The sequence below is a fragment of the Reichenbachiella versicolor genome, assembly GCF_003171675.1.
Lineage (GTDB): Bacteria > Bacteroidota > Bacteroidia > Cytophagales > Cyclobacteriaceae > Reichenbachiella > Reichenbachiella versicolor.
Map to the genome: position 1 here is coordinate 82,900 of NZ_QFZQ01000010.1, position 18,978 is coordinate 101,877.

Genomic DNA, 18,978 nt, shown 5'->3' on the forward strand with positions numbered 1-18,978 from the left:
ACAGATTAGTCTATGACCATACCTTACTAAGTTCTCTATTTACCGACACATTCAAAAGCTTTGCATATTCTTGAGTTTGTTGAATCTTTTTGTGCCCCATGAGAGCTTGTACGATCTCAATTGGGATTCCGTAATTGAGAAGGTTAGTAGCAAATGAATGTCGGCTGGAATGAAATGATAATCGCTTATCAATCTTTGCCATTTGAGCAATGATTTTCAAAAGCCTGTTTTGGTATTCATTAGAGTAGCAATTAAAGCACTTTTCAGAGGTTGGGTTTAATTGTTCGTGCTTGTCAATAATGTCCTTTGGTTTCCCTTCAAATAATAAATGAAGAGGAATGGATAACGGTTCAGTTGTTTTCTGCATTTGGATATATAGTTGCCATTGACCGTCATCGGTTTTCATGATGTTATCCTTTCGCAGCGATTTAATGTCAGAAAAGCGGAGTGCAGTATAGACTCCAAATAAGTAAAAGTCCCTTGCTCGATCAAGTTCGGAGTTTTCATTCAATTCTAACTTTTCAATTCGTTTGACTTCATCATGAGTTAGAAATGTCTTTTTAGGAGGTACTGTTTTTGCTTTAAAACGGATAAATGGATTCTTGTTGATCTCCATATACTCTTTGTCAATTGCCAGATTGACGAAACGTTTGAACATCTTAAAATGATTGGCAACTGTATTCACATGGAGGTCTTCATCTCTAAGACACTTTTCAAATCGGCAGCATAGATCAAAGTCAATTTGACTGAAAAGAAGTTTAGAATTAAACTCGTCTAGTTTCTTTTGAAATCCTCTGTGTTGTCGAATAGTACCAGACCTCAAAGTACAATTGCTAATCTCATCTTCCACAAATTCATTGAAAGTCATATTTACCTTTCCGTTGAGGTGGTATTGTTCTATCATCTCAAGAGAGCACTCTTTACCTCTTTCAAGTATCGATATTTCGTAATCTTGAAGCTTTTTGATCTTATCGTCTAAAATTCTATTAAGTGAAATGTATTGAGCAAAGTAAGGTGTGACTCTACACTTTTGTGAATCCCATTGATTAGGCTCTAACCTAGTGTCTGTACTCAGAAACTTATTCCTTTTTGTATTGGGTGAATAGCACTTTATTTGAACGAGTGCCTTACCGTCTTTGCCAATTATGTTCTTTCGATTGTGAACCAATGTGTACTTTATCATAATTCCGTTTTTTTATACTCTGGATTCAATTATTACTACCAGCACTTATGTCTGCAATAGAATCGCAATAAAACGGGTACAACGGCGGGTACAAAAATGGTACAAAAAATATGGCGGAATATGACTTTATGTGATTTCAGGTGACATGCTTAAAATCACAGGAATCGACGATTTAGATAGTCTAGAGCATAAAAAAAGGCCAAATTCGTTAGAATTTGACCTTAGTTTCGTGACCTCGGCAGGATTCAAACCTGCAACCTCCTGAGCCGTAATCAGGTGCACTATTCAGTTATGCTACGAGGCCATCTTTGGGAGCGCAAATATATAAGATCCTAGACAAGAACCTGATTTACGCAGTTATAATTTTTATGATCCAAAATACTATTGATGAACTACCAAATATTTGAATCACCTTCAATCTATACTGTTTATCTAAAAACCAAAGTACCACCCATGGTTTAAAAGCAAGTCCAACTATTAAATTGAAAAGACTGAAATAAAGGAATATGGTAGCGACAATATGAATCGCTTCCATATTTCTTATAGAGTTCTTTTAACTTCTCTTTGCTCATATCCCTCAATGACATCACCAACTTTGATATCGTTGAAGTTCTTAATGCTGATACCACATTCGTATCCATTTTTTACTTCATTGACGTCATCTTTGAATCTCTTCAATTGCCCGATCTCACCTTCATACGATACGATACCATCTCTAATCAATCTAATATTGTTAGCACGCTTCACATATCCATCAGTTACATAACATCCTGCTACAGTACCTACTTTAGATATCTTAAAGACTTCTCTTACTTCAATATTACCTGTGATCACTTCTTCCATTGTAGGAGCAAGAAGTCCTTCCATGGCATCTTTTACTTCATTAATTGCATCATAGATGATAGAGTATAGCCTGATTTCTATCTCATCTTTTTCAGCGATCGTTTTTGCTTGTCCTGAAGGTCTCACTTGGAAACCAATGATAATCGCATCAGAAGCAGAAGCTAATAACACATCAGATTCAGAGATTTGCCCCACACCTTTGTGAATAATGTTAACTTGAACCTCATCAGTAGAAAGTTTCAATAAAGAATCAGAAAGTGCTTCTACAGATCCATCCACGTCACCTTTAACGATTACGTTAAGCTCTTTAAAGGATCCTATAGCCAAACGTCTACCAATTTCATCAAGCGTAATATGCTTCTTAGTTCTGATACTTTGTTCTCTCTCGATTTGCTCACGCTTGTTAGCAATTTCACGAGCTTCACGATCAGAATCCATCACGTTGAATTTATCTCCAGCCTGCGGTGCGCCGTCCAAACCAAGCATCTGTACTGGGGTGGAAGGCCCTGCCTCTTTTAGTTTCTTACCGGTATGGTCAAACATAGCTTTCACCTTACCAAAATAAGATCCTGCTAATAATACATCACCAACCTTCAAAGTACCTGCTTGTACCATGATAGTAGTTACATAACCTCTACCTTTATCAAGCGTCGCCTCGATTACAGAACCAACAGCCTTTTTATCAGAATTAGCCTGAAGTTCTAGGACTTCAGCCTCTAATAACACTTTTTCTAATAGATCGTCAACCCCTTGACCAGTCTTGGCAGATATCTCTTGACACTGATACTTACCACCCCAATCTTCAACTAAAATATTATTGGCAGAAAGGGCCTCTCTAATTTTATCTGGATTAGCGTTTGGCTTATCTACTTTGTTAATAGCAATGATGATCGGCACACCAGCAACTTGAGCATGGTTAATAGCCTCTTTAGTCTGAGGCATCACATCATCATCTGCAGCCACTACGATAATTACAATATCTGTAATTTTCGCACCTCTCGCTCTCATCGCAGTAAAGGCTTCGTGACCAGGTGTATCTAAGAAGGCCACTTTATGTCCAGACTTAGTCATAACATCATAAGCACCAATGTGCTGTGTAATACCTCCTGCTTCACCCTCTGTTACCGAAGCATCTCGAATGTAATCCAATAAAGAAGTCTTACCGTGGTCAACATGTCCCATGATGGTTACAATCGGAGCTCGTTCTTCTAACGAATCTTCAGAATCTTCCTCCTCCTGAATATCTAATTCCTCATCTTCAGTAGTGAAATCAACTTTAAAACCGAATTCATCAGCGATTATAGTTATAGATTCTGCATCAAGCCTTTGGTTAATCGAAACGAACATTCCCAAAGACATACACATAGAGATAACTTCGTTAACAGAAACATCCATCAAACTTGCCAAGTCGTTAGCAGAAACGAACTCGGTCACCTTTAATGTTTTAGACTCTTTTTGTTCTTGCTCCATTTGCTCTGCCTGAGCATCTGCAGCTGCATTTCTTTTGTCTTTTCTGTATTTAGATCTATTTCCTCCAGTGTTTCCACCGCTTCCACCGCTTAGTTTAGCAAGTGTTGCTTTGATCTTATCCTGAATTTGTTTGTCAGTAAGCTCTTCTTTGACAACTTTCTTGTCTTGGAATCTACCTTTACCGCCTCGTTGTCCACCTCTTTGGTTTCCTCCGCCTCGGTTTTGGTTTCCTCCGCCTCGGTTTTGACCTCCACCTTGGTTATCACCAGATCTATTCGAACTAATTCTCTTACGTGGACGTTTCTTATCCTTATCTGAAGAAGCAACTGGTTTATTTTTATCTGACTTGCTAGGTGTTTTAGGTAATTCAATTTTACCCAAAACTTTAAGTCCTCTCAAAGAATCAGCTTTAGCTTCTATCGTCTTATTCTCTTCAGGTTTTGGTTCCTCCTTTTTAGGTTCCTCTTTCTTAGGTTCTTCAACCTTCGGAGCTGGGGCTACAGTTTTAACGACCTCAACCTCCTTTGCCGGTTCAGCAGGCTTCTCTACTACTGGAGGCTTTTCTTCCTTCTTCGTTTCAACTACTTCAGGCTTTATCTCTACCTTAGGTTGTTCCTCTTTAGGCTCTTCTTTCTTCTCCTCAACAGGCTTAGCTTTTGATTCAGGAGTAGGAGTAGCAGGTTTCTCTTCTTCCTTCTTAGGCTCAGCTTTCTTTTTCTTTGGCTCAAGATCTATTTTACCAACTACCTTGATACCTTGAAGCTTAGGAGCTTCCGCAGGTTCCTCAGTTTTGACAGGCTCTTCGGCAACAGGTTCTGAAGGCTTCTCTACAACTGGTTTTGGTACTTCAACGGGGGCAGATGGAGCAGTCTCAATTACTCGAATCTCTTCTTCCTTTTTTGGTTCTTCTTTAGGCTCTGGATCAGGTTCAGCCTTAATGACTACATTATCTCCCGATTTAGATCCTATGACTAACCCTGACGCTTCTTCCTTCTCATGAGCGGAATCAGCATACTCCTTAGCCAACATATCAAATTGCTCTGATGTAATTTTTGTATTAGGGCTTCGCTCTATATCGAATCCCTTTTCTCCCAAAAACTCAATGACGGTATCTATACCTACATTAAGCTTTCGAGCGGCTTGATTAAGCCTGATCATTGGTCCTGCCATACTCTATGATTAATCCTGTTGTTTTTTATTAGCCTAATTATTCAAATTCTTTCTTGAGTATACCAACTACATCGTCGATAGTTTCTTCTTCAAGATCTGTTCTTCTAAGAAGCTCCTCAACGGTCAAATTCAATACACTCTTTGCGGTATCCAAGCCTATTCTTCTAAGTTCTTCAATGATCCATTCTTCGATCTCATCTGTAAACTCAGTCAATGCCACATCTTCATCCTCTACTCCCTCTAGCTCTCTGAATACATCAATTTCCATATCCACTAGCTTACTAGCAAGTTTGATGTTCTGACCACCTTTACCAATGGCTAATGATACTTGATCAGGTTTGAGGTATACAGACACCCTTTTGCTTTCTTCTTCTATTTTCATGCTTGTAATTTTCGCAGGGCTAAGTGCTCTTGCGATATACAACTCCATGTTATCGGTAAAATTAATTACGTCAATATTTTCGTTCTGAAGCTCTCGTACAATACTATGGATACGAGAACCTTTCATACCTACACATGCTCCTACAGGATCGATCCTGTCATCGTAAGACTCTACTGCCACTTTAGCTCTTTCACCAGGCTCACGAACTACTTTTTTGATAGTTATTAGTCCATCATATACTTCAGGAACTTCACTTTCGAATAGTCTTTCTAAAAATGTAGGAGAAGTTCTAGAAAGAATGATTCTTGGGTTTCCATTTATAATCTCAACCCTATCAACAATAGCTCTTACTGATTCACCCTTTCTGAATCTATCCTTGTTAATCTGTTCTGACTTTGGCACTGTCAATTCATTACCCTCACCGTCTATAAGCAAAATTTCTCTACCCAGTACTTGATATACTTCACCATTAATTATTTCTCCGACTAGATCCTTGTATTTTTGGAATAGAATGTCTTTTTCTAAATCCTTTACTTTCTGGATCAAAGTTTGACGAGCAGTCATCACCATTCGTCTACCGAAGTCAATCAATTTTACCTCTTCTGCTACTTCTTCACCAATCTCGAAATCAGGTTCGATATTTCTAGCATCAGAAAGACTGATTTTGTCATGATCCCAGATATCCTCGGAATTGTCATCAACAATCTCTCTAAATCTCCATATTTCAAGGTCGCCTTTATCGACATTAATGATAATATCAAAATTATCATCATATTCAAACTTGCGTCGAATCATGGTCTTGAATACATCTTCCAGTATTCTGATCATTGTCGGCCTGTCGACGTTCTTGCTTTTCGCAAATTCCGAAAAGGATTCTATTAATACCGAACTATCCATTTTTTTATTTAAATGAAACTACTACAACAGTTTTTAAAATTTCTTCAAAGCTGATTTGCATCTGCTCTGGTTGCTTCTTCTTTGTACCTGGAATTTCTATCAAGATGGATTTATCGTCCACTTTCAAGAGCTCACCAGTATATTCTTGCTGATCTTTAAAAGTAACTTTAATAGATTTCCCAATATTCTTATGATACTGTCTGACAAGCTTAAGTGGGTGATCAAGACCTGGAGAAGACACCTCATAAGTCATAGGTTCATCCAACTCTACTTCTTCGTCAATGCACCTTGATATCGCTCTACTGATTTCCACACATTTTTCGATAGGGAGACCATTGTCACCATCAAGTAAAACAATCACTTTACCTCCTGATTGCTTTCCCTTCTTAATAACATCCACTAAAAATAAGTCTTCTTGATCACTAATAAGATCAAGAACATAGTCTTTGATTATTTGGTCTATACTCCCTTTCACAAATATTCTGCATAAAAAGAGGGGACTAGTGTCCCCTCATCCCGAAATCGTTATTTCGATGCAAAAGTAGCCTAAATATTGACGAAAACAAATGATTAAGCTTTGTTAAAAGCTTGAACCAAGCTCATTTTGACGATCTTATAGTTTATATTATAATATTTTGATAAGGTTTCTATATTAAGGCTTACTAATCGTTACCGATTTTCACAAATGAAAAACATCAACTCATTGTTCCTTTTTGAACTTCAGTATCAATGATACGCTTCTTAATAAGTTCTTCGATTTTAGATCTGTCAAACCCTCCTTCTTGATCCAACAATATATTGATTCTTCTCACAATTGAGTCAAGTTCATCAGCAGAGTTCTTCATTGCACTAATCATATCATGTTCTTCAGCAGAAGAACTGGCTTCTAGTAGCTGACATAGGCCTAAAATTCTAGAAAGTGGTGCTCTCAACAAATGCGAATTCACAAAAGCGTATTCTGTCAATTGCTCATTCTTATCTTTTAATCCCCTAGTACGTTCAGCTACTTTAATTTCAAGCATTTCATTTAACCTCCTCAGATCTTCGTTGAGCTTGAGGTTATCTAGATGTTGAACTTCCAATTTTTCATTAGCTGACTTGAGCTTGTCTGCAATGGCTCCTTTAGTAATATATGCCCTATAGGCAAAAATTAGAGATATCAGAACTACCATTACTAAACCCGCGGTTAGATAAATAGCTCTTCTCTGAGCATCAATTAGAGTATTTTTAGAGTTTAGAGTTAATAATTGTTCATTGAGTAGTCTCTGCTGCGCATAACTAGCTCTTTCAAGACTATCAAGCTCAGAAGTTCTGGCAGATATCAGCTGTTCTTGGGTTTTCAACTGACTCTCTAAGACTCCAAATATTTTCAGCTTCTTTTCAAACTCTTGTTGCTGCAACTCAATTTTCTCTTCTTTAGACTCAATCTCAAAAAGAAGCTCATCCAGTTCTATCCCTTTTTTTCCAATATCGGAATTAAGCTCCTCAGAATAATTTTTTAAATCTATAATATCCTTTTCTCTCGCAACAAGTTCTTTCGTGGCTTTAATAAGTAATTGACTTTGATATTCAACAGCTTTCTGTTCCTCTTTTAACTCTGCCTTCATATCTCTATATAACTGACGTACATCCACTTCAGTCCCTCTTAACAACAAAAGCTCAGGATCAACCTCTAATCCCTCAAGTAAAATATTGGCCTTGTTTATTTGATAGCTAAGTGCCTTTCTTTCTTCGTCATAGACAATATTAAGCATGATATTTTTTAGGTCCGGGCTCTCTTCTGAAACTAATAAGATTTTCTTATTTTCGATAATACCAGCTTCATTGAATAAATCCACCGAAGTACTTTTATCTAATACCAAAACCTGTAGATCATCGATATTACTGAGGGATTTAACTTTAACGGCAACGACGGGTTTCTGCTGTATTTTAAGATTTTTTAAACTTGAAAATTCTTGAAAAGTCTCTTGATTCTTTCCATAAAAACCAATTTTAACTTCTTTATGCACTTTATCTTCAGGCCAGATAATATGCTTTGAAAGTTGGTAAATCAATACGGCCTTAACTCCCTGATAGTCTGCACTAGCAAAAGTTAATCGGCTATTAAAACCTATTAGGGCAAAAACAAGAAGTAAAAACTTACTACGTATCAAAGGAATTTTTCTAAATCTGACTTAGTTAGATTAAAAAAGGTATTACGGTAAATATAGTCATTGACTTGATGTAGAAAATAATACTGTGTGTTTTTTCCTAACATCCAGTTTTAAAATGACTTCCATTAAATGAATGATTATGTTGATATTCGCCTGTTAGTTACTTTAATAATGATGAACTGGAATCAATTACTTTCTCCCTTAAGGTTTGGTGAAAGCAGCAATAAATCGACATTTGGTGGTACTCGAAGTGCTTTTGAGGCAGACTATGATAGAATTATTTTTAGCCGTCCATTCAGAAACCTTCAAGATAAAACACAAGTATTTCCCCTTCCTGATCAAGATTTTGTTCATACAAGACTAACACATAGTCTTGAAGTATCTAGCGTAGGCAGGTCTTTAGGCAAGATTGTTGGAGATGAAATATTGAGTAAACACAAAGATCTAAAAAATATTAGTTCCCAAGATTTAGGATCAATAGTAGGCGCAGCCGCTTTAGCTCATGATGTAGGCAACCCTCCTTTCGGCCACTCCGGTGAAACTGCGATTTCCGATTATTTTAAATTCAATCCTAGCGGAAAAAAAATCAAGGATTTAGTTTCCAAAAATGAATGGTCTGACTTAACAAATTTTGAGGGTAATGCTCAAGGATTTCGACTCTTAACAAGAAATCATCGTCAAGGTTTAAAGCTTACTTTACCAACACTAGCAGCATTTTCAAAATACCCTTGTCCTTCAAACTTTCGAGAGAGGATCGAGGGTAAGAAGAGCCAAAAGAAATATGGTTTTTTCGATTCTGATGAAAAATCGTTTGGCTTGATAGCTAAAGAATTAGGATTAGTTCCATTTGGAACTCATTCAAATGTTTGGTGCCGCCACCCATTAACTTTCTTAGTGGAAGCGGCTGATGACATCTGTTATAACATTATTGACCTTGAGGATGGTTTTGGATTAGGACTTGTAAATTTTGATGAAGTAAGAACATTTCTAGCCAAAATCCTGAAAGACCAATATATGCCTGATAAATTGGCAGAAATCCCGAGTGATCAAGAAAAAATAGGAGTACTTCGAGCTGTTGCTATTAATTGCCTAATCCAAGAATGTGCAAACGTATTTATGGAAAATGAAGAGAAAATTCTTGCCGGAGAATTTGATTATGCGTTGACAGACATGATAGCCTCAAAAGATATCATGGAAGAAATTGGCAATTTCTCAATTAAAAGGCTTTACCAAAGTCATCTGGTACTAGAAAAAGAAGCTAGTGGTTTTGAAGTAATTGATGGATTATTACAGTCTTTCATAGAAGCAGTGTACAACAAGTTTTATGAAAACGATAAATATTCTGGAAGAAGCAAGAGTTTATATAGGTTACTACCAACTGATACACAATATCGGTTGGAAAATGAATGCCAATCAGCCTATGACCATATGTTGGTGGTTACAGATTATATCTCTGGAATGACTGACAGCTCAGCTTTAAAGACTTATAGAACTATAAAAGGAATTGATCTTGGATGAGATGAAAAAAATATTATTGCCGGCTGTGTTAATCACAGCGACATTGCTTCTATCTTGTGAGAGAAAGGATACTTTCCGACTAAGTGGAGATTTAAGCTACCCTTGGCTTCGTTTGAGTAGTTTTTATGGTCAGGCCGACAGTGTCTATCAATTCTACAAATCCCGACGTGCAGAAATGACTACTCAGCAGCTAATAGATGAAGACAGTGCTGGAAACAGTTATCTCTTGATGCTAGAAAAATACGACCTTTTGAAAAGCCCATATATTTTTGTTCAAAATGAAAAAGGGGGGCTTGTCACGGTATTTCTTACAAGGAATATGTATCAACAGTTTAAAAAATTTGACTATCAAACGTTAATTGAAAACAATCGAAAAGTAAGCGTTAAGTTTTCAGTTTCAAAATTATCTGAGGGAGTTTATTTCTGCGAGGAGATTCACCAAGTGAATCTAGTAGAAGGGAAAACGTTACCTGAGGAAGGTAGATTTAGGATAGAAAATTATCTATAAAAATTAAGCAAATCATGAATTTGAATTGGCAATTACTAACACCAGAAGCGTTAGAAGACATATCTGAAGCACGCGAACAATGTCACCAAGCAATTCAAAATGTAGCAGCAGTAGGTAGAAGTTTCTTAGACCATAAAGAAGATGACAGTCAAGCTAATCTAGAATGGGATATAAATCTTCAAAGATTGGTAGGTCGATGGGTTGAAACTGAAAAGCTTACATTCCGATCTTCATTTAGTATAAATGATTTCAAAGTTTATCTTGTAAGCCATAACTTAGAAACTTTGGCAAGTTTAGCCCTTCATAATGTCAAACAAACAGACGTAATGATCTGGCTGGAACATAACTTAAAAGAACTTGGTCTTGACTTTTCGAAAATTAATTTAGAATTACCCTACAAGATACCTGAATACTCACCTTCTAAGGGAAAACCTTTTCAGGTTACTAATCAAAAAGCATTTCATGAGCTTGCGCTTATATATCACAACGCTAACCTCATTCTAAAAGATATAATCGCGGATTATCCCGAAAGCTCAAAAATTAGAGTTTGGCCTCACCATTTTGATCAAGCAGGTTCAATTATCAAACTCAACACCGGTGATACCTCGACCTCAAAAAGTATATCTATCGGTATGTCACCAGGAGACAAGTATTACAACGAACCTTATTTCTATGTTACTTCATGGCCATATATCACTGAAGCTCCTATAAAGATAAATGAAACCTCAGCGCAGTGGCATGAAGATGATTGGGCTGGTTTAATATTAACGTTATCTCATATTACCAAATTCGATTTGATACAAGATCAAAGAGGTGTAGTACAAAGATTTTTCAAAGAAAGCCTCCTATTTTTTGAGGAGCACCTTCATTAACTGATGATAAATGAAATTTTCTATAATTATTCCAGTATATAATCGGCCAAATGAACTCCGTGAACTTCTGGACAGTTTAGAGCAACAAACATCTAAAAACTTCGAAATTGTGATTGTTGAAGATGGTTCTGATAAGAAATCTGATTTTTTGATTGAAAATTATCCTAATCTCAATATCTATTATTTCTTCAAACAAAATTCTGGACCTGCAGCAAGTAGAAATTTCGGAATGAAACATTCTAATGGGGATTTCTTTATCTTTTTTGATTCAGACTGTATTGTTCCCCCAGACTACATTTCAACTTTACAATCTGCTATCAATCAACAGCAAGTAGATGCTTTTGGAGGAGCTGACATGGCTCATAAGGACTTTAATGATTTACAAAAAGCCATTAGCTATTCTATGACCTCATTTTTCACAACTGGGGGTATTAGAGGTGGTAGTGAAAAGATAGAGAAGTTTCATCCACGTAGTTTCAATATGGGTTATTCTCGAAAAGTCTTTGAAGCTACACAAGGCTTTGGGGATATGAGATTTGGGGAAGATATTGACATGAGTATACGAATCAATAAAAATGGATTCAAAACCTTTTTAATAAAGGAGACATCTGTCTATCATAAACGTAGAACTAACCTGAGACAATTTTATAAGCAAGTTTATAATTCAGGCATAGCCAGAATCAATCTTTACAAAAGACATCCTGAATCTCTGAAACTAGTACACCTTGCCCCTTCCCTTTTTACTTTAGGATTGACTTTGATTTTCATTGTTTCAGTATCAATCGATAAATCGTTTCTATGGTTACCCACCATTTACTTCTTCTTGATATTCATTGATTCTAGCATCAAAAACAAAAGTCTAAAAATCGGTTTGTTATCAATAATTACCAGTACTGTACAACTATCTAGTTACGGATTAGGATTTTTACAAGGGGTTTGGAGAAGACTTGTTTTGAAGAAAGATGAGTTCGCAGCCTTTCAATCAAACTTCTATGAATAGATAAAAAGGGAATATTAGAAGTATCAAGAGTCTCAAATATTAAGATTCATTTCGATACTAGAGTTTAATTTGTTTAATTGACTTAAGACCTCAAATGCTAAGTATCCTTCGTGTGTTTCAAAACACTTTATGACATTATACCCATCTTCGCTTTCAGCTCTAGCAAGCTCTTCCGATAAGTCATCTAACGTACCGCATCTATATTCTTGTTGATCGGGGTTGTACCAAATAATCATATTTATGATAATATTAATCTGATACGAAATAGGCCTATTCAAATTTTCGAATCCTGCCAAAATACTTTCGAAACTTGCCAAACAGATTTATTAATGACAAATCGTGAATTATTCTTCGCTAAGATTAATTGTATCTACGTAATAGTTCTGCCCATTTTTTTTCAAAAGCATAACTACTCTATAGCTTTTATTATTGCTTACATACTGAGCAATATTATACTTGAGCCCTTGGGGTGACTGTCCTTTGTGAATATACTCGAAAGTAGTTGGAGGGTTTTGTTTAAAGAAATCTCGAAAAACTGGCTCAGCTTGAGTTATACTATAGTCTGAACCCACGTTATTGATCTTGACCTCGGTTATTTTATTAAAATACTTCACTAATTCCTTTGCGCTTCCAGAATGAAAAGCAAGTTGTACATTATCAGTGGTGCCTTGCGAAAAAGAGCAAAAACCGAAAAAACTAAAAAAGGAAAAAAGTATTATTTTTCTCATAATGCTAGGAATTTTGACATGGACAATTAAACTAATTAATATCAAAATTCAAAGAAGACTAACCTAGTTGATTCGATTTTATACACCTAATAACACAGTACTTGCTATTTGCCTTGCATAGTGTTTGTAAGTATAGCTACTAACATCTAATTAAGACTAAGATATTAGAGAAACAATCCTTACAAAAGGATCATTGCTCACAAACACAATGCTAAAGTTTCCTATTTTTAGTTCCCGAAAGAATAGACATATTCATTTCTGAGAAAGTCCTTACCTTACAAAATGATACAATACGTCCTTATAAAAAGTAGACTCTATCTACTTTACCTATAAGTTTAATTTAAATGTATAATGTCTAGTAGTTTTTTCGGACTTAGGAAATTAAAAATATTATAATACTACTGTTATAACTCTTCTATAGACTGTTCTACCTTCTTGCGCATTGCTAATTTAAAATCGACCAAATTCTGAGCCACTTTATCATCAAATGCTCCAACAATTTGAGCTGCCAAAATCCCAGCGTTCTTCGCTCCATCAAGAGCAACAGTCGCAACTGGCACACCTCCAGGCATCTGAAGAATTGACAAAACAGAATCCCATCCATCAATAGAATTACTTGATTTGACTGGCACACCGATTACCGGAAGAGTTGTCAATGAAGCCACCATTCCTGGAAGGTGAGCTGCTCCTCCAGCTCCCGCGATGATTGCTTTTAGGCCTTTAGATTTGGCAGATTCAGCATATTCAACCATTCTACGGGGTGTACGGTGAGCAGAAACGATAGTTAATTCAAAATCAACACCCAGTTCTTTCAATACTTCTGCAGCCTGATTCATGATATTGAGATCAGATTTACTACCCATGATTATGCCTATTTGTGCACTCATATTGCTTTGATTTTTATACTCTCTTTAAAGGCTCTAGCCTTAGATTTTAATTCTTTCAAATCTTTCCCCACTAAAGTCGCATGTCCCATTTTTCTAAATGGCTTAGTATTCTTTTTACCATATAGATGAATGTGCATACCTGAAAATGTCATTGCCTCATCTATACCTTCGTAAGTAGCTATACCAGTATGGTCTGGGTGACCAAGTAAATTAATCATTACTGCTGGATCAATAATCTCAGTTTCCCCAAGAGGCAGATTTAGAATAGCTCTTATATGTTGCTCAAATTGGGAAGTGATGTTTCCTTCGATCGTATGATGTCCACTATTATGTGTTCTTGGAGCAACTTCATTAACTAAGACTTGACCATCTTTAGTTGCGAACATTTCTACAGCTAATAATCCAACCATATCTAACTTAGTTATGACATCCATAGCAAGGTTTTTCGCCTTAGTTCTCATCTCTTCGGATAGGGACGAAGGAGAGAATAGAAACTCTACTAAGTTTGCTTCAGGATGATATTCAAGCTCTACTACAGGGAACGCTTTAGTTTCTCCTTTTTCATTTCGAGCTACTATTACACTAATCTCTTTGTCATAGTCGACAAATTTTTCCAATATCGATTTAGCATCGAAAGCTTTTACTATATCCGCTTCTTTTTTGATTACTTGTACTCCACGTCCGTCATAGCCCTCAGTTCTTAATTTATTAACTGCAGGTAAAAAATCTATATAGTCTTCTAAATCAGATTTATCATTAATAAAAACGAATTCTGAAGTTGGAATATCATTATCCAAGTAGAACTGTTTTTGTTCTCCTTTATCCTTAATGATCTTGAGTACACTTGGTTGTGGAAATACCTTTTTCCCTTGAGCCTCTAATACCTCTAATGCCTCTACATTAACGTTTTCAATTTCTACAGTAATTAAATCGCACTCCTCTCCAAAAGCAATTACTTGTTCGAAATCAGTTATATCACCATTTACAAATTCACTTACCAAGTTCTTACAAGGGGCATTAGGATCTGGATCCATTGATTTGATATCCAGATTATAATTCATGGCAGACTGGATCATCATACGGCCCAATTGACCTCCTCCTAATACACCGATCTTAATGTTTGGATTAAAACTCATCTTTCACTGTACTTCAATATGAGCGCAAAAGTAGTATCTAATTAAAGGCAATCATATTTTGGAAGAAAAATTATACACCTTCTTCCGACAAGAATTTTATTTTATTGTAGCCATAAAAATATGGAATATTGCATATTTGCCACCATTTTCAATCGCTAATTATACTAAATATGAAAAAAGTAGTACTACTTATGGTGATGGCTCTGACGCTAAACACCTCTTTTGCACAATCAGATTATTCTAATGAAGGACAGTTTCACCTTGGTTTAGGTTTAGGACTTACCTATGGAGGTTTCGGCGGTAGAGCTGTCTATAATCCAACAGACTATCTTGGAGCATTTTTAGGCCTTGGATACAATTTGGATGGTTTAGGATACAACTTTGGTTTGATGGGATATTTACCATCAGAGGGAAGAGTTCAAGCTTATTTGTCAGGAATGTATGGTACCAATGCTGTAATAGCAGTTGAGTTTGTTGATGGAAGCACAGAAACCGAATCGTATACGGGGGTTACTTTTGGAGTAGGAATGATGCTCAAATCGAAAAAAGGAAATGGCAATTATTGGGATTTTGGAATTTTACTTCCAATAAGATCATCGGAATACAATGATGATATTGATGCTCTGGAAAGCTTTGGCGTTGACGTTGATGACCCGTGGCCAGTATTGATCAATGTTGGTTACAATATCAATTTGAACTAAAAAATTAGGAGGCTGTTATTAAAAGTCAGCCTCTTATTTTACTCTAAAGTTCAAACTTAATCCCTTGTGCTAGAGGTAAATCTTTACCGTAGTTGATCGTATTAGTCTGACGGCGCATGTAAACTTTCCAGGCATCTGAACCTGATTCTCTTCCACCACCAGTTTCTTTTTCTCCTCCAAAAGCCCCGCCAATCTCAGCTCCAGAAGTGCCTATATTTACATTGGCTATTCCGCAATCAGACCCTTCGTGCGAAAGAAATAATTCTGATTCTCGGATATTTTGAGTCATTATAGCCGATGACAGGCCTTGAGGCACATCATTTTGGATCTCAATAGCCTCCTTGATATCAGAATATTTGATAAGATAGAGTATTGGAGCAAAAGTCTCAGTTTGAACAATGTCCATCTTGTTTTCAACTTCATAGATAGCTGGCTTCACGTAGCAACCAGATTTAAAATCAGCAAGTACTTTTCCTTCTAAAACAGGTTTTGCCCCTAATTCATTAAGTCTGTTTATAGCTTCCATATAATTTTCCACAGCGACCTTGTCTATTAAAGGCCCAATATGATTTGATTCATCTAGAGGGTTGCCAATTTTTAGTTGTCTGTAGGCATTAACTAGTTTTCTTTTTACTTCTTCAAAGATCTGGTTATGAATAATTAGACGTCTTGTACTAGTACATCTCTGTCCGCATGTGCCTACAGCCCCAAATACTGCCCCAATCAAACTAGCTTCTAAATCAGCACTGTTAGAAATAATAATCGCATTGTTGCCTCCAAGTTCTAACAACGCTTTGCCTAAACGAGCCCCCACTTTTTCACCAACTGCCTTTCCCATGCGTGTTGAACCAGTGGCCGAAACCAATGGAATACGTGAGTCTGTTGCAATCTTTTTACCCATTTCAGCGTTTCCAATTACTAGTGTACAAACACCCTCGTCGATATTGTTTTTTCGAAAAACCTCAGCTGCTATTTTCTGACATGCTATAGCTGTCAAAGGAGTTTTTTCACTTGGTTTCCAAACACAGACATCGCCACAGACCCAAGCTAAAGCAGCATTCCATGACCAAACCGCTACTGGGAAATTAAACGCAGAAATTATACCTACTATCCCAAGAGGATGATATTGTTCATACATCCTATGATTGGGTCTTTCCGAGTGCATAGTCAGACCATGAAGCTGTCTTGATAGTCCAACAGCAAAATCACAGATGTCTATCATCTCTTGTACTTCCCCTAGCCCTTCTTGAAGTGATTTTCCCATCTCGTAGGACACAAGAGTACCAAGAGCTTGTTTGTGTTGCCTAAGTCTGTTTCCAATTTGGCGGACGATTTCTCCGCGTTTAGGAGCAGGTATCAATCGCCATTGACGGAACGCTTCTTGAGCAACTTTAATACATGAGTCATAATTAGCGTCTGTGGCCAATTTTACTTCAGCTATAGGTTTGCCATCTACAGGAGAATAAGATGTTATTGTTTTATTGCCATGTAGCCAGTGAATCCCTGTTGAACACCCCTGGTTTACAGGGTTGATTTGAAGATCTTTTAATATACCGGTAATATTTGGAATGCTCATATATATTAGACGTTTTTAAAAAGAAAAAGGCTGCCTCAAAATTAATTGAACCAGCCTTTAATATTTTGAGTAATCTTGAATTAGCTATCTACTCCTTCAGCTAATACTAAGATTTTATTATTTACAATTTCTACTACGCCTCCTTGGATACCGTAATGGAATTCTTTTGTCTTTTTTTCGATAGTTTGAACTATTTTCAAATCACCATAACCCAAAGAACTGATCATAGCAGCGTGATCGTTCAATACTTGAAACGCACCATCACTTCCAGGAAATGTAGCGTGATCTACTTCCCCTTCGAAAATTCTTTCATCCGGTGTGATTACTTCTAGATACATGGCTTAATTATTTAGCTTCAGCTAATAGTTTTTCACCTTTAGCGATTGCTTCATCTATGTTACCCACAAGGTTGAAAGCGGCTTCTGGCAAATGATCTAATTCACCATCCATGATCATAGTAAATCCTTTGATGGTATCTTTAATATCTACTAATACACCTGCAAGACCAGTAAACTGCTCTGCCACATGGAATGGTTGAGATAAGAATCTTTGAACTCTTCTAGCTCTGTGCACTACTTCCTTATCTTCATCCGACAATTCATCCATACCCAGAATAGCAATAATATCTTGAAGCTCTTTATATCTCTGCAAAGTCTCGATTACTCTTTGAGCACATGCGTAATGCTCTTCTCCTACAATTTCTTCAGTTAGAATTCTAGAAGTAGAATCAAGAGGATCCACTGCTGGATATATACCAAGCTCAGCAATTTTTCTTGAAAGTACAGTCGTAGCATCTAAGTGAGCGAAAGTAGTAGCAGGAGCTGGGTCAGTCAAGTCATCTGCAGGTACATAAACAGCCTGTACCGAAGTAATAGAACCTTTTTTGGTAGATGTAATTCTTTCTTGCATTGCACCCATTTCTGTTGCAAGTGTAGGTTGGTAACCTACTGCAGATGGCATACGTCCTAGAAGTGCCGATACTTCTGAACCAGCCTGTGTAAATCTGAAAATATTGTCTACGAAGAAAAGAATATCTTTACCTTCTCCATCTCCATCACCGTCTCTAAAGTATTCAGCTACTGTAAGACCAGAAAGCGCAACTCTTGCTCTTGCCCCTGGAGGCTCATTCATCTGACCGAAAACGAAAGTAGCTTTAGAGTCTTCTAATTTCTTTTTATCGACTTTAGATAAATCCCATCCGCCTTCTTCCATAGACTCTAAGAATTCATCGCCATATTGAACAATACCAGATTCAATCATTTCTCTAAGAAGGTCATTACCTTCACGAGTTCTTTCACCTACACCAGCGAAAACTGAAAGACCTCCATGTCCTTTAGCGATATTGTTAATTAATTCTTGAATCAATACAGTTTTACCAACTCCAGCACCACCAAACAATCCGATCTTACCACCTTTTGCATATGGCTCAATCAAATCAATTACTTTGATACCTGTAAAAAGTACTTCAGTAGAAGTAGAAAGATCTTCAAAAGCAGGAGCTGGTCTATGTATAGGAAGTTTTTTCTTACCTTCTGGTTGATCAATACCATCAATAGCTTCCCCAACTACGTTGAAAAGTCTTCCTTTGATATCCTCTCCGATTGGCATAGCGATAGGAGCACCAGTATCGGTTACTTCCAAACCTCTTGTCAAACCTTCAGTACCTTCCATAGCGATAGTTCTTACTCTATCTTCCCCAAGGTGCTGTTGACATTCTAAAATGATTTTTTGACCATTCTCTTTAGTTACATAAAGAGCGTCCATGATGTTTGGTATGGTAGAACCTTCGCCTTCGAAGCTAACGTCTACTACCGGGCCGATTACCTGCGTTATTTTACCGCTGTTTGCCATTAGTATAATATTTTACTGCTATTGAAAACTTCTTAAAATTTTTCAGTGTGCAAAGCTATACTAATAGGTGTGAATCCACAACCCCAGTCATTTGTATTTTCTA

17 protein-coding genes and 1 tRNA gene are annotated in these 18,978 nt (G+C 36.8%); 5 read left to right on the plus strand and 13 right to left on the minus strand.

The features are described 5' to 3' along the window. Positions 1 to 10 precede the first annotated feature (10 nt). The 6 genes from DKG80_RS18070 to DKG80_RS18095 all read right to left on the minus strand — a co-directional run bounded on the left by DKG80_RS18070 (position 11) and on the right by DKG80_RS18095 (position 8,098). A complete protein-coding gene (locus DKG80_RS18070) occupies positions 11 to 1,183 on the minus strand; it encodes a site-specific integrase (RefSeq protein ID WP_109832783.1) in 1,173 nt (390 codons plus the stop codon). A 230-nt stretch (positions 1,184 to 1,413) separates the two neighbouring features. Further along, positions 1,414 to 1,487 (minus strand) — tRNA-Arg (locus DKG80_RS18075). A gap of 236 nt (positions 1,488 to 1,723) precedes the next feature. Then, on the minus strand, positions 1,724 to 4,666 hold the full coding sequence (gene infB, locus DKG80_RS18080; RefSeq protein ID WP_109832784.1) for a translation initiation factor IF-2: 2,943 nt from the start codon (positions 4,664 to 4,666) through the stop codon (positions 1,724 to 1,726). A gap of 37 nt (positions 4,667 to 4,703) precedes the next feature. Beyond that, entirely contained in the window at positions 4,704 to 5,945 is a 1,242-nt protein-coding gene (gene nusA, locus DKG80_RS18085; protein WP_109832785.1) for a transcription termination factor NusA, read from the minus strand. 4 nt (positions 5,946 to 5,949) lie between these two features. After that, the gene (locus tag DKG80_RS18090; RefSeq protein ID WP_162555971.1) at positions 5,950 to 6,420 is read right to left on the minus strand and encodes a ribosome maturation factor RimP; all 471 of its coding nucleotides are present in this window, start codon (positions 6,418 to 6,420) and stop codon (positions 5,950 to 5,952) included. Positions 6,421 to 6,640: 220 nt separating this feature from the next. Continuing rightward, positions 6,641 to 8,098 (minus strand): YfiR family protein, encoded by a 1,458-nt coding sequence (locus tag DKG80_RS18095; protein ID WP_162555972.1) that lies wholly within the window; start codon positions 8,096 to 8,098, stop codon positions 6,641 to 6,643. A 129-nt stretch (positions 8,099 to 8,227) separates the two neighbouring features. Between DKG80_RS18095 and DKG80_RS18100 the strand changes: the two genes are divergently transcribed. From DKG80_RS18100 to DKG80_RS18115, 4 genes are read left to right on the plus strand one after another with little or no spacing between them, the layout of a single operon-like run. Further along, positions 8,228 to 9,616, plus strand: coding sequence for a deoxyguanosinetriphosphate triphosphohydrolase (locus tag DKG80_RS18100; RefSeq protein ID WP_245907037.1), 1,389 nt, complete (start codon positions 8,228 to 8,230; stop codon positions 9,614 to 9,616). Position 9,617: 1 nt separating this feature from the next. Further along, entirely contained in the window at positions 9,618 to 10,124 is a 507-nt protein-coding gene (locus DKG80_RS18105; protein ID WP_109832788.1) for a hypothetical protein, read from the plus strand. 14 nt (positions 10,125 to 10,138) lie between these two features. Next, a complete protein-coding gene (locus DKG80_RS18110; RefSeq protein WP_109832789.1) occupies positions 10,139 to 10,996 on the plus strand; it encodes a hypothetical protein in 858 nt (285 codons plus the stop codon). Positions 10,997 to 11,006: 10 nt separating this feature from the next. Continuing rightward, a complete protein-coding gene (locus DKG80_RS18115; RefSeq protein WP_109832790.1) occupies positions 11,007 to 11,996 on the plus strand; it encodes a glycosyltransferase in 990 nt (329 codons plus the stop codon). 32 nt (positions 11,997 to 12,028) lie between these two features. On the opposite strand, the gene DKG80_RS18120 is transcribed toward DKG80_RS18115, so the two are convergent. The 4 genes from DKG80_RS18120 to DKG80_RS18135 form a co-directional block, all read right to left on the minus strand. After that, on the minus strand, positions 12,029 to 12,313 hold the full coding sequence (locus tag DKG80_RS18120; RefSeq protein WP_109832791.1) for a hypothetical protein: 285 nt from the start codon (positions 12,311 to 12,313) through the stop codon (positions 12,029 to 12,031). A gap of 27 nt (positions 12,314 to 12,340) precedes the next feature. Further along, a complete protein-coding gene (locus DKG80_RS18125; protein WP_109832792.1) occupies positions 12,341 to 12,724 on the minus strand; it encodes a DUF4783 domain-containing protein in 384 nt (127 codons plus the stop codon). Positions 12,725 to 13,128: 404 nt separating this feature from the next. Next, the gene (purE, locus tag DKG80_RS18130) at positions 13,129 to 13,611 is read right to left on the minus strand and encodes a 5-(carboxyamino)imidazole ribonucleotide mutase (protein ID WP_109832793.1); all 483 of its coding nucleotides are present in this window, start codon (positions 13,609 to 13,611) and stop codon (positions 13,129 to 13,131) included. Then, positions 13,608 to 14,747, minus strand: a complete 1,140-nt coding sequence (locus DKG80_RS18135) for a 5-(carboxyamino)imidazole ribonucleotide synthase (protein WP_109832794.1) — start codon at positions 14,745 to 14,747, stop codon at positions 13,608 to 13,610. The genes purE and DKG80_RS18135 overlap by 4 nt, the downstream gene beginning before the upstream one ends. 170 nt (positions 14,748 to 14,917) lie before the next feature. Between DKG80_RS18135 and DKG80_RS18140 the strand changes: the two genes are divergently transcribed. After that, on the plus strand, positions 14,918 to 15,448 hold the full coding sequence (locus tag DKG80_RS18140; protein ID WP_109832795.1) for a hypothetical protein: 531 nt from the start codon (positions 14,918 to 14,920) through the stop codon (positions 15,446 to 15,448). Positions 15,449 to 15,491: 43 nt separating this feature from the next. On the opposite strand, the gene amaB is transcribed toward DKG80_RS18140, so the two are convergent. The 3 genes from amaB to atpD form a co-directional block, all read right to left on the minus strand. Next, positions 15,492 to 17,024, minus strand: a complete 1,533-nt coding sequence (gene amaB / locus DKG80_RS18145; protein ID WP_109832796.1) for an L-piperidine-6-carboxylate dehydrogenase — start codon at positions 17,022 to 17,024, stop codon at positions 15,492 to 15,494. A gap of 80 nt (positions 17,025 to 17,104) precedes the next feature. Further along, positions 17,105 to 17,362, minus strand: a complete 258-nt coding sequence (locus DKG80_RS18150; protein WP_109832797.1) for a FoF1 ATP synthase subunit delta/epsilon — start codon at positions 17,360 to 17,362, stop codon at positions 17,105 to 17,107. A 7-nt stretch (positions 17,363 to 17,369) separates the two neighbouring features. Beyond that, positions 17,370 to 18,875: a F0F1 ATP synthase subunit beta gene (gene atpD / locus DKG80_RS18155; protein WP_109832798.1), complete on the minus strand. Its 1,506-nt coding sequence runs from the start codon at positions 18,873 to 18,875 to the stop codon at positions 17,370 to 17,372. Between the last annotated feature and the right edge of the window lie 103 nt (positions 18,876 to 18,978).